Source organism: Aquirufa sp. TARAVU-A1A (genome assembly GCF_054558675.1).
In genome coordinates, this window is record NZ_JBPXKP010000005.1 from 162,831 (window position 1) to 175,313 (window position 12,483).

Consider the following 12,483-nt stretch of genomic DNA (forward strand, 5'->3'; position numbering starts at 1 on the left):
ATCATGAAATACCTAAATAGCCTCATCCTGCTTATTAGCTTGACATTCGCCGCTTGTGACTCAAAACCGAAGGTGATTGCCGCCGAAACGACAAGCCCATCTAACCCAAGTATTGCGGTCGACAGCAGTAGTAATCAAGCGCCTGCGGTGGGAAATGACATGCATCAAGTTGAGGTAGTCGAAGTTCTTCAAGCGGAGCGTTATACCTATTTAAAGGTGAAGGAAAAGTTGAATACGTTCTGGATTGCGACGAAAAAACTGGAGGCGAAGGTCGGGGAATCGTACTTATATCAAGGCGGTTTAATGAAAACGAATTTTGAAAGTGTGGAACACAAACGCACATTTGATAAGATCTATTTGGTTTCTGAAATCATTAATGCGAACGCGCATCCGGGTGGTTCGATGGAAACGGAGCATACGCATACGCATGACGTGGCGGTGGCCGCTACGCCCAACATTAAAGGAGCATTGAAATTAAGCGTTTTAATGGCCAATAAGTCAAAATACAAAGGCCAAAAAATCTTGGTTGCCGGAACCTGTGTGAAGGCAAATTATGGCATCATGAATAAGAACTGGTATCATATTCAGGACGGCAGCAAGGCAGATGGCAAAATTTGTGACTTTACCATTACGTCTGATGATAACATTCCTTTAGGTGCTCCGGTAGCGTTTGAGGGTGTGCTCCGCTTGAATAAGGATTTTGGAGCGGGCTATGTCTATGAGCTTATCATGGAAAATGGAAAATTAAAATAATTAAGCCAAAGCCTTTAATGCACGAACCAATTGGTCGAGTTCCGCGGTGCTTGTGAAGACATTAGGTGTAATCCGACAACCATGTACATCATTGCCATCAATGGCCACTGTGTAGATTTTATAATCTTCTAAAAGGCGCTTGGCTAGTTCCGCAGGTTTCAGTTTAGCGACGCCTACATTCGCAATTGCCCCGTGGCGATTAGGATCTTCCGGCGTATTTAGGATGATGCCCGGAACATGACGCACCTGCTGGGTCCAGTATTGTTGGAGATATCGCAAACGCGCCTCCTTCCGCGCAGGGCCTAGTTGGCGATAAAACGCCACCGCATCCTCAATCGCCAGATGTGCATGCACGGGATTTGTTCCTAGGTGATTTAGGCGTTCGATGCCTTTGGCGGCATTTTCATGTTCAGCAAAAACCGGCCAAATCTTGTTGACATGTTCCGGTTTCACATAGAGCATCCCGACGCCGAGCGGAACGGCTAACCATTTATGGAGACTCGCTCCGTAATAATCACAATGTAAATCCGGAAGATTGAATTCAATATGTGCGACCGCATGTGCCCCATCGACCATTACCTCAACGCCTTTGGCATGAGCCATGTCACAAATCTTTCGGATGGGTAGTATTTGGCCCGTCACATTGACCATGTGGCAAACCATGAGCAATTTGGTTTTATGCGTAATCGCGTTCGCATAAAGCTCGACGATTTCTTCATCATTAGCGGGATGCAAGGGTACGGACACCTTTTTTAATACGACGCCTTGTCGGCGAGCAACCTGCTCAAACATATCCTGCATCGCACCATAATCTTGGATAGCGAAAACGGCTTCATCACCTGCTTGCCAGGGGAAACCTCCGATAATCATGTCCAAAGATTCCGTCGTGTTCCGGGTCAAAATCAAATCATCCGGGGAACAATGTACGATATCCGCAACCAGTTTACTCATTGCTTTGCGGTCGGGGAACTGGGTCGTCCGCATGTAATAAGCTCCCTGGTAATTCACATCTCGAATATGCTGAATGTGTTTTTCGAGGGTAGCTTCGGGAAGAATATTGTAATAGCCATTTTCCAAATTAATGTAATCCGGCTTAATGCGATAGGCTTTTCGTAATGTCGCCCAAAAAACTTCATCGTCGGCTGCGGCGGGTTGTGCGAGTAATTTTGCCAACGAAGGCGCGAGGCTTAGGCCGAGGGTGGATTTGAGAAATTGGCGTTTGTTCATAGTCATTGAAGCGAATATGACACAAGATAAGAAATTGCAGAATTACTCTTTGACCAATTTAACGATTTTAGATTCTTTCGAACTTTCAGACGTAATTTTAAGCACATAAATACCCGAAGCTAAATCAGATACTGACAAAACATCACCAGATTGTACATGCATTTTTGATTTGGAAACTACACTAGATAAGCCGAGTAATTCAACTTTAGAATAAATCCCAAAAGAAGCCGGAAACTCGATTTTTATATAGTCTTTAAAGGGATTGGGAGCAATTACTACATCAATAGGTTCGCTGTTCGTAGCCGTTATGAGACCATATGATTCTTTGGAAACGGCCGACAAACAACCCATTGAATTAGTCGTTTGAACGGTATAAAGGCCATTCGCATTTGCAGTGATTTTTTGTCCTGTTTCACCGACTAATTTATTCCCGTTTAAAAACCATTGATTCCCCGATTCGACAGAGGACACAAGCGTTGATGCACCTTCTCTCGAAATAGAAGGCGTCGTTGGGTTATCAAAAACCTGCAGCGTCAACTCGTAATCAGGACTTTCGAAAAAACTGTTTTTTAGTTTATATCGCAAGGTGTCAGAACCTGCAGAATTTGACGAATATGTTATAAGGTTTGTACCAACAGTCTGAGAGCCCAATTTACCTGCTCTTGATATAGAAAGCTCAACGGGTACTAAAGCAGGTACATATTTAATAGAACTGCCTTTACAAAGACTCAACTTTTGCTTATCAACTTTTGGATAAATTAAGCTATCAATCTTCGTATAGAACTCTACATTTTTTGTCTTGTAGTCGTTGTCAATTGGAAAATTCATCACGTGTGAAGCCCTCAAAAAAAGATTGTATTTTAGTTTGGGATCTGACTTAACAAATAAATAAACACTCTTATTCGCATCATCTGAAAACTTAATATTCGCAGGAGCAAAGTCATTGTTCCCATTATTCAACCAAATACGGTTATTTACAGCATGAAGCTGGGCACCATTATAATATTTACAGCAAGGGTAATTTTGATATTGTGTATAATCGTATTCCTTAAAGGTCAAATCATCAAACCCATCAAAATTAATGTCGGCAATTTTGGGGTCAATATAATATACCGTAGCTGTATCAATAAAGCCTCCTTTAAATGGTGAAATTTTGGAATAGTCAGTCCCATCCGATTTAAAATACAGCGATATCCATTTACCTCCTGGAGCGGAAGGCGTTACCTTTTGAGAAGCAATACGATAAACCAAATCGGTCTTTTTAGTAATTGGATTTACAAAACTCAAAACTTGCTCACCTCCGATGTGTACATTTTCCTTCCATTGAAAAGGCTTTGCTGAACCTATCAATTTTGCCTCCCAGGCATTGTTCACTAAATCCAAATAGACCGACTGATCCGATATCGGTATAATTAATTCCAACTCCTTGTCGGCATCAATATTAGCAAACTTAAGCCCAAATGAGCCCTGATTATATTTTTGATTATTAATTACATATTGATAACCCAACCACTCAGAAAAACTAACATTGGTCGTTTTCATTTCGCTAAACTCCCCCTTGCCATTGTTCATGAAAATATGGGCAGAATTGTAGCTAAATGCTATATCTAGATCTCCATCTACATCAAAATCAGCGACAGCATGAGCGTGATAATATTGCTTATCAGTTGTAATTAATGGCAATTCTTTTTTAACAAATCCTTCTTTAGTTCCTTTAAAAAAAACATTGTAATCCGCCCAAGGCTGCTTATTGGCTTCCTCTTTCCCATGGTCAAAAATGATAATATCCTTGATCCCATCATTATCAATATCCTCATAATAATAAGGAGGATTTATGCCACCCACCGGATAAAATCCGCCTAAAAGTTGGGATGTAACCTCCTTCACATATCCACTATCTTGCTTAATTTCAAATACCCGATAATAATCAACCTCGGGCCCAGTAATTGCAGTAAACGTCGTAAGCCAATAATTCTTACCATTTTTCTCAAAATGTAAATCGCCAAATTCGAATGTAGTATTCGCATTAATCGGTTTTTCCAAAAGGATTTTTTTCTCTCCTTTTCCTTGACCGAATGCCAAATTTGAAAGTAGATAAAAAGCGAATAGGTATTTTTTCATTAATATTTCAAATAAAAATTCTTATTAATCTTAAAACCCGTTTTGGTATTTTCCCACCAAAAATACCCTCCATGATTCGCGTTCAATTGGCTTTTCCGATAGGTTGGGTAAAAGAGATCTACATCGCCATCCTTGTCAATATCGCCAGTCCAAACTTGAAGTTCACCAATAAGATTTTCATCCATTTCGATGTAACCAGGTCTGTATTCAAATTGCTTCCCTGTATTTTCGAAATAGTCCTGAACATAAGTCCACGGAGCATTGGGCTTGGCGCGTAAACTTCCAACTACCAAATCCACGTCCCCATCTCCGTCGCCATCCACCATATTAATGCGTTCGGCTGATAGAATATCCCCCAAAATATACACGTATTTGGTTATGGTCTTACCTACTACAGGATAGCTCGAAACTCCTTTCGAGGAAAGGACGGATAATGTTTGAGAGTTATCTGATGACTTGGGACGATTATTCTCATCGAATTCATTAACATATAAATTAATGAATTCCGGTTTACCATCTTTATCAAAATCAACTTTATTGGACATCCCTTGTTTAAATGGAAAGGCCGGCAGTTTACTTCGTTCAAATTTATTCCCGCCCAGGTTTTTCAAATAATCACCATTGGCTAAATCCGAAAGCAAAACATCTTGCTTCCCATCAAAATCCCAATCAAACAAGTTAATGTTAAAAGAGAGCGGCTTATTCGGGGCATCTAAAATTTCAACCGCATCGTACTGCAACTTCCCTTTGGACAAAAGTAAATAAATATTGTTTCCAATATATTTCACGGTACTTCCTGGAGCCCCGTTTTGTCCAGTCCACCACTCACCCATGTAGGATAAACCAAAATCCGCATAACCGTCATTGTTCAAATCTTGAAAATCGATGATAATGTGTTGGAGGGAATCACGCGCAGCCGGTTTAAAATCCTTCAAATTAAAAGAATACAAGCTCGAACCGGAATAATCTTTTATTTGAAATATTGAAGGAAGTATCGACTTTTCTGAAACTCGGCGGTATGTCACAATATCCGGAATCATATCTTGATTAAAATCATAAGGAGCATTGCGACCAGCCACGTGATCATTCCAGTTTAAATCAGGAAATATATCCGTATTGATGGCAGGTACCAGCGGTCGGTCCAAAAATTTCGCCGTCAAACTAATAGGCTTGATAATGCTTGTTGTCAAAACTGAATCCTTCCCTGTAATGTCTCCCTTCCACTCACTAAATGTGGAACCAGGATTGGCTTTGGCGGTCAACTTCACCATTGTCCCCGAAGGGTATTGTGCCTGCGATGCCATCGCAATCACCTCCTCTTTCACCGTTCCATTCCCCTCGATTGTTAAGGTCAACGGATATTGACGCTTCTCAAAAACACCCGTTACTTGCTTGTCGGCATCCATCACCAAACTCGTCGGATTCGTTGTTCCTGTCACGCTCCCTTTCCACTCCTTGAAAAGATATTCCCCACTCGGGGTAGCCGTTAGGTTTACCTGTTGCCCATGCTCATAGGAATTCCCGGGAGGCGTAACGGTTCCGCCGTTCATGGGACTCGCGTCTGTGCTTAATTTGTGGGTTAAAACTTCTTTGGAGCAGGCTACTAAAGCCATGCACAAAATTGCAATGTGTAATCGTTTCATTAATGTATTGATTTACTTAATTTAATAACCTGCGACTGCCCCGTCGTCAACGACAACACTTTCATGAAATAATTGCCTGCCGACAAGAATGACAGATCAAATGGCTCATCATTCGTCACTTGATTTTTTCTCCAAACCAAAGCCCCTTTGATATCCGTCAATTCAGCCGAAACAAAAGAACCAAAACTAGTGGGGTACGTAATTTTCACAACTTGATCGAATGGATTTGGTGAAACCAAAAGTCCGATATCTTCCTTCGCTGTGGCAAGCACAATTTCACAACCATACGAGTCAATCTTAGCTCCTGCGACGGTATTGGGACATTTATCCACAACATTTTTAACCCCATCGCCATCATCATCTGGGCGCTTATCTAAGGCTTTATCTTTGATAATCAACAGATAATTTTCATTGCCTTTTACATTTGGATCTAAATCCATTCTTACCGAAGGCTGAATCACTTCTAAAGCCCCATCCCCATCCAAATCCGCATAATCATATGCGTAGCGACCTAAATTTTTGGCCAAATAACCATAATTTTTATCGGATGCTGGGAATAACGAAATGTAATTGGGTTTGCTTTTGTACTCAAATTTCTTCGTGGAAGGGTTAAAGCTGAAATACTGAAAATCAGACGTGCCATTCCACAAATAACTAGGTTCCAACGTATTCACAAACGGCACCAAATCCAAATTCCCATCCAAATCCATATCCATGAAATACATGCCACTTTCATTGCTAAACCATTTGCCCAAATTCTTTTGGTCGGGAATATATTTGGCGGTCGTATTACTAAGAACACCTTTAGTATTCGTATAAATAAGCACCTGATTATGCGGCTCAATCAAAGCTAGTTTTGTGGGCTGAAAATCCAAATTACCCAATCCAGAATATTGATTTGTCAAATAACATATGAATTCAGGGTTCCCATCCCCATCCAAATCCTGCTTTTTAAAGGATCGCAAACTTTGATTCCCCGGGTTGATAGGATCTGTGGCATTGTACACCAAATCAAGTTGTTTAGGATTCTGAAAATCAAAACTTGTCCCACCCAAATTTTCGTATTGGTATAAATACAATTGTTTCGAATCCCCCTTTTTCCCGACGCCCAACAATTCCATCTTCCCATCCTGGTTCAAATCGTCTAAGATCAGTCGGCCTTCCGGAAAAGTAATATCGGTCTTCGTTTTTGTCAACGTAAAATTGCCCTTGCCATCATTCAGCATCACGGAAAAGTAACGTCCATTCGTGCTCTGAGCCATTTGGACCAAATCCACATCGCCGTCATTGTCAATATCACCAGATCCAATCGACTGAATGGAGTCAAAAATATTGCTCGGGTCTTTCGCTTTTTCGGCTGAAATATCAATTTTAGCGACTTCATCAACTATGTAATTTTGGTCTTTAAATGAATAATAGCGGTTCAATTTAAATTCCCACTTGCTATAATCTATTTCCACTTGGTGGTTATTGTTTTTGGCTAACCAAAATTGCAGATTTTTGTAATTATCTACCCCTGTTTGCTCTGAATGATAATGTTCTCCACCCGGGAAAATTTCCAATTTCCCGTCTTTATTCACATCGACGAGTTCATAATTTTGGATGGCATGGAAAATAGAATAGTCAAGGTAATTCGGATTTCGATACACCTCAAAACTAAAATTGCCTTTGTTTTTAAAATACAACGGTACAGATAGATGACCCATTGCAATAGATGAGCTAATCCCATCAATAAAAGTACTCGAATGAATGATGTCCATTTTGCCATCTTGATTATAATCTATTGGAATACTTCCCCGGTCAAATGGGGGATGAAACTCCTCCAAGCCATTCACGATTCGACCGTTTTCGTTCTCATAGGCAAACGGATTTTTAATCGCATAGATATCTACCGTTTCAGTACTTTTTAATTTAATAGGATTGACCAAATAAGAATTCACTACATCACACACATCCCCGATACCATCCTTATCCGTATCTGCTTGATCCGGATTATAGGATTTGGGGCAATTATCCAAGTCGTCGATAAAACCATCCTTATCTACATCCGTTAAATTTAACTCAACAATATCGATGTTATAATCCATGCGAATTTGCATGATTTCGTAAACCCCATCGCCATTGAAATCGATGGGAATCTTGAAACCTTTCCAATTTCCACTTTGATCAAAAAATTCACTCGAATGATCGTTGGTTGGGAAAACCACCGAACGTTTCACCATTTTCTTTCCATTATTCATGAAAATAAAATAGCCCCATTGATCGTTTTTCTTTTCATACCATCCGTTCTGCGGAACGATATCGACCAAGCCATCATTGTTCACATCGACCAAGTGAATACCATTCCCATGCGAGTTCGTATTATCATAATTCAATCGATTATCAAACCACTGAGCCGATATCTCCTCCCCTTTCAGATTGTAGATTCCAATTTTATTCGGGCGATTATCCGTCCCTTTATTATTCCCCCATTCGAGGGTAATCATTTCCAGATTCCCATCTTTATCCAAATCCGCAAAATGTGTTCCCCAATCATTCACGATGGAATAAGGATATTCGCGTTGTAGCTGTCCAAAATCCTGGGCCCCATTGCTGTCAAATTTGAGACTTAAATCTTGTTTCCGAATTTGATACTGCTGGACTACGTATTGATTATCAGACAAATTCCATGAAGTAAAAGGCTGTACTTTGCCAGTTGATTTATCCCACATTTGATCATAGCGCAGCAAGAAGTAGTAGTCTTTGTTATTGACAACTTGCCCATTAAACGGAAATGCCTCCAAGTGATCACAACAAAACCCAATCGGATTTGCATTCGGATATAAAAATTCCCGCGTCCATTTGTTATTCGCATCCATTTCATACGAATAAAATAAATCATAGAAAAGAGGCTTTCTTTGGTAGACGTCATTACCAAATTGCCCCTGATTGGCAAACACAACATTGGGTATCCCATCCTTATCGGGGTCTAATATGATAGGTTCCTTCTGATTTAGATAATCACCATTAGTTTGATCACCATCAAAATAATCATCGGCCATTACATAATTAAATCCCGAACCCGTGTTAATTAAATAGTTGTCCGGATAATTATTTTTTCTACCTATAAAATTGGATGGTTGATTCCCCGGTTTTCCGTGGTAGTTTTGGGTAAATTGGTAAATATCCCGTTTCCCATCGCCGTTGAAATCTGCAGATAATCCTGTCACAAAACCAAAATCAGAATTTTGTTTAACGCGGTAGTTGACATCTTCGACCCACTGCATTTTACCATTAACGGTTTTTTGTACAAACAAGGCACTTATGTATGCCTTCTCTGGATTCCCCGCATAGTTGATGAAAAAATCTTTTTTCCCATCGCCGGTGAAGTCGGCATATTCATGATATCGTGAAACATGGAATCTATCAGCAATGCCGAGGTCAGCTAAGAGTTTGGGGGTACTGGAATCAAAAGCTAGAACATTCTTGCTTACAGATTTCACTCGAATATCTTGAGCGTAACATTTGGCAGATAGTATTAAAAGTAAAAAGATCCGAACTTGAATTTTCATAAGGACAGTAAAATGTTTTATTCAAAATACCTTTTATATCCTGAGAATACCGTTAAAAAATCCGTTATTCACGTTATTGTAACGAATTCCGTGAAAATTCAATCACATTAATTTCGTTGAATTTCTTAATTTGCATCAAATATTATTCTGCGTGTACAAACTAGTTCGACCTCTCATTTTGATAACCTTTTTGCTACTCTCATGGAGTAGTTTTGCCATAGATCATGTGATCGATTGGCTTCCCAAAGGGGCCTCATTGCGCCATCGCATCAACTTAGACACGCGCAATCTTGAGACCGAAACGGCAGTTGATCAATGGAAAATCGTCCGCCCCATCGTTATTTCGGAAGACGACCGAAATACATTAATCACGAAATATTACCGAGCTGATTATTATTTCTTGAACCAAGATCTTATCCGCTTTGCCGTGCAAGGGACTGGAATCGTATTCGATTTTCATGTTTCTAGCGCCCAAGTCAATCGAATCGATCAAACCTTACACAGTGGATATAACTTTAGTGCCATTCGATTCTTTCGAAATAACATTATTTATTCTATTGGTGGTGAAGGCTTTTGGGGATACAATCGACAAATTACTTATTTCGATGATAGAACGACAAAGGAATGGGAGTTATTTAGGCCCAAAAACAAAGGTCCTGAACATATTTCAGCTGGATTTCAAGGCTATTCTGCGAAAGAAGATGCCTTCTATTCAGGAGGGGGAACGAACAAAAACTTTCTAGAAGACGAAAAAATCACTTTCGAGCGAGACTTCTACAAGTTTAGTTTCAAATCAAAAACCTGGGAGTTATTAGGCGAAATATCCCGTAAAATTTCCCTAGAGGAGCATCGTACGATTTTTTGGAATGGCACGCATTTTGTACAAATGGCCCGAGATCGAATTTTCATCATTGATCCCTTCAAAAATGAAATTTTTCAATACAAGGACAATGGCACCTATTTTGAATCGAGTGGCAATCATTACGTCTGTGGAGACACCATCAAATATTACCATTTCCCAAATCGAGGCCCACTTGCAAGCATTCCCGTTTTAGCCCTGTTAAAGAAATCAACCTACGAAGGCAAATTTTATGTAACAGATTATTCCACCTACTATTATGGATTTGCTGCGATCTTAGCCATCCTAGCACTCATCATTTTCATTTATAAGAAAAAACGCAAACTTGAACCTAGTTTCGATGCGATGGAACGTAAATTATTAAACGCATTGATCGTAGCGGGAGAAAACTCTATTTCAACGAATGAGTTAAATGATATTCTTGACTGCAGCCAAAAATCACAAGAAAACCAACGGCGGATTCGGTTCATGATCATCAAACAAGTCAATGAGAAGTTGGCCTTCTATTACAACATCAAAAATGCCATAGAGCGTACCTCTTCAACGGAAGATAAGCGACTTATCACGTACCGACTGAAGAAAGGGGTAAAAGATAAGATTAAGGCTATTCTTTAGAGACAAATTTAGAGCCATTCCATTCCCATCGAAATAGCGATCCATTAGTCCTTTTTCTACTTTTATCAGAAGGAAAAAGATCTAATTTTCCATTACCATCTATATCTTGAACACGCAACCACTGAAGCCATTGTTCTGAACCTGAATAATCAGCAATATAAGCTTCAGTTTTATCTTCATAGTTGTTTGTACCGTTACGTTCTAGAATTTGTAGGCGCCAGCCATTGTAGAAATTTTCATATGAATCTGTTGCTGATACATATTTTCCACCGATGCGAGAAACGATGATTTCTGAGAATCCATCTTGATTCAAATCTTGAAAAGCAAAATCTATACTAACCCCCCAATTATCTACATTGGGCAAGGTTGTGCTTCGAGATTCTTGATAATCCACTCCGTTGCCCCAAAATATTGTATTTCCTTTCATGTCAATTGTTGGATGTCCCATCGCATGCCCCCCTAAGATCAAATCAACATATCCATCTTTATTTAAATCTGCGAATTCAGCACAAGCACCCCAACGAGAATAACTAAATAAGTCCGGTCGATTTGTAAAATTCCCTTTGCCATCATTTATTAAAATCGAGCCATTTACCGCTGTCGTAAATATATCTAAATCGCCATCTTTATCGATGTCTGCAGAAGCTGCAGCATGATAGTATTCTTTGGCCAAATTTGTCAATATTTTGAAATCATACCCCGATGCATTACTCAATAATAGACTTGGAAATGCTTTATTATAGAAATTTTTTGAACCATCCTCCGCGCCTTGGTCGGCAAAAAACACATCAGGTTTACCATCCTGATTAAAATCTCCAACTAATGCTTGACGTGCTGCTTCGGTTCCTATATTATTCTTTATTAGACTAGTATTCAATACGAACTTTTGATTTGAACCATCATTCAAATATAATTCCAAGGGTCTTCTAACATCTGGAGTATTGTTTGCGCCAAACTGCTTTGAACAAAGCACATCCGTATATCCATCACGATCAAAATCAGCAAATGCAATTCCTCCACCGTAATAATAATCTTTGATATCAATTCCGTTTGATTTAGGTAACGAATAAAAATCTAACCACAAATCAGAATGACGATATACATAGGATGTACCTGTATAAGTTTGGAGCGTAACATTAGCTAATTCAAAAATAGCTTTCAAGCTTATTGATTTGTCAACTTTCAAATCTAAGGGATTACTGCTTGAACTTTGATCTCCAGACCAAGCCTTAAATTTCCATTTCAACGCTGGTTCAGCTGTCAATCTTACTGAGGTACCAGAAGGGTATTGGCTTTGCGATGCAACGGAAATAACTTCTTCTTTGACGATACCAGAACCTTCAATCGTTAAATTCAAAGGATAATTTCGTTTTTCAAAAATACCTGTTACTTGCTTATCTGAATCAATAACTAATGTCGAGGGATTCACATTCCCAGAGAGACTACCAGACCAACCTTTAAAGATATATTCACTTTTCGGTGTTGAAGTAAGCGTTACTTGGGTACCATGTTCAAAACTTGAACTAGCCGGGGTAATCGTACCGCCACTTATCGGTTCGGCTGATACAGTTAAATTATGTTGAATAATCTCCTTGGAACAAGAAAGTAATATTAATCCACATACAATAAAGGCTATTTTTCTCATAGAGTCGTCTTTTGAATTTTAATCACTCAAAACTATCTATAGAATTATGGCTGCATGCAATTAAATGTG

At 39.4% G+C, this 12,483-nt stretch carries 7 protein-coding genes and 2 pseudogenes; 2 read left to right on the forward strand and 7 right to left on the reverse strand.

Annotated features, from left to right (window positions below; all coding sequences use genetic code 11):
• Positions 1 to 3 precede the first annotated feature (3 nt).
• Positions 4 to 753, forward strand: a complete 750-nt coding sequence (locus V7S75_RS08700; RefSeq protein WP_459513140.1) for a GW dipeptide domain-containing protein — start codon at positions 4 to 6, stop codon at positions 751 to 753.
• Here the strand turns inward: V7S75_RS08700 and V7S75_RS08705 are convergent, their stop codons facing one another.
• Genes V7S75_RS08705 through V7S75_RS08720 form a run of 4 tightly spaced genes read right to left on the reverse strand, consistent with a single transcriptional unit; the run spans position 754 to position 9,295 of the window.
• Complete coding sequence (locus V7S75_RS08705) at positions 754 to 1,980, reverse strand: aminotransferase class V-fold PLP-dependent enzyme (RefSeq protein WP_459513141.1); 1,227 nt, start codon at positions 1,978 to 1,980, stop codon at positions 754 to 756. It lies immediately after the preceding gene.
• Positions 1,981 to 2,022: 42 nt separating this feature from the next.
• Complete coding sequence (locus tag V7S75_RS08710) at positions 2,023 to 4,101, reverse strand: FG-GAP-like repeat-containing protein (protein ID WP_459513143.1); 2,079 nt, start codon at positions 4,099 to 4,101, stop codon at positions 2,023 to 2,025.
• Complete coding sequence (locus V7S75_RS08715) at positions 4,101 to 5,744, reverse strand: InlB B-repeat-containing protein (protein WP_459513144.1); 1,644 nt, start codon at positions 5,742 to 5,744, stop codon at positions 4,101 to 4,103. The genes V7S75_RS08710 and V7S75_RS08715 overlap by 1 nt, the downstream gene beginning before the upstream one ends.
• Positions 5,744 to 9,295 (reverse strand): T9SS type A sorting domain-containing protein, encoded by a 3,552-nt coding sequence (locus V7S75_RS08720; protein ID WP_459513145.1) that lies wholly within the window; start codon positions 9,293 to 9,295, stop codon positions 5,744 to 5,746. The genes V7S75_RS08715 and V7S75_RS08720 overlap by 1 nt, the downstream gene beginning before the upstream one ends.
• 151 nt (positions 9,296 to 9,446) lie before the next feature.
• Between V7S75_RS08720 and V7S75_RS08725 the strand changes: the two genes are divergently transcribed.
• Positions 9,447 to 10,769 carry a hypothetical protein gene (locus V7S75_RS08725; protein WP_459513147.1) on the forward strand — a complete coding sequence of 441 codons (1,323 nt, stop codon included), beginning with the start codon at positions 9,447 to 9,449 and terminating at the stop codon, positions 10,767 to 10,769.
• On the opposite strand, the gene V7S75_RS08730 is transcribed toward V7S75_RS08725, so the two are convergent.
• The 3 genes and pseudogenes from V7S75_RS08730 to V7S75_RS08740 form a co-directional block, all read right to left on the reverse strand.
• The gene (locus V7S75_RS08730) at positions 10,759 to 11,742 is read right to left on the reverse strand and encodes an FG-GAP repeat domain-containing protein (RefSeq protein WP_459513258.1); all 984 of its coding nucleotides are present in this window, start codon (positions 11,740 to 11,742) and stop codon (positions 10,759 to 10,761) included. The two genes, V7S75_RS08725 and V7S75_RS08730, sit on opposite strands and share 11 nt — an antisense overlap.
• A gap of 126 nt (positions 11,743 to 11,868) precedes the next feature.
• Positions 11,869 to 12,126 (reverse strand): annotated as a pseudogene (locus V7S75_RS08735) (InlB B-repeat-containing protein); the annotation flags it as partial.
• Positions 12,127 to 12,147: 21 nt separating this feature from the next.
• Positions 12,148 to 12,414, reverse strand: a pseudogene (locus V7S75_RS08740) (InlB B-repeat-containing protein); the annotation flags it as partial.
• Positions 12,415 to 12,483 lie beyond the last annotated feature (69 nt).

Excerpts from the sequence above, each read along its gene's own strand:
- V7S75_RS08720 (WP_459513145.1), bottom strand. The coding sequence starts at position 9,295 with ATGAAAATTCAAGTTCGGATCTTTTTACTTTTAATACTATCTGCCAAA.
- V7S75_RS08705 (WP_459513141.1), bottom strand. The coding sequence starts at position 1,980 with ATGAACAAACGCCAATTTCTCAAATCCACCCTCGGCCTAAGCCTCGCG.
- V7S75_RS08715 (WP_459513144.1), bottom strand. The coding sequence starts at position 5,744 with ATGAAACGATTACACATTGCAATTTTGTGCATGGCTTTAGTAGCCTGC.
- V7S75_RS08710 (WP_459513143.1), bottom strand. The coding sequence starts at position 4,101 with ATGAAAAAATACCTATTCGCTTTTTATCTACTTTCAAATTTGGCATTC.
- V7S75_RS08700 (WP_459513140.1), top strand. The coding sequence starts at position 4 with ATGAAATACCTAAATAGCCTCATCCTGCTTATTAGCTTGACATTCGCC.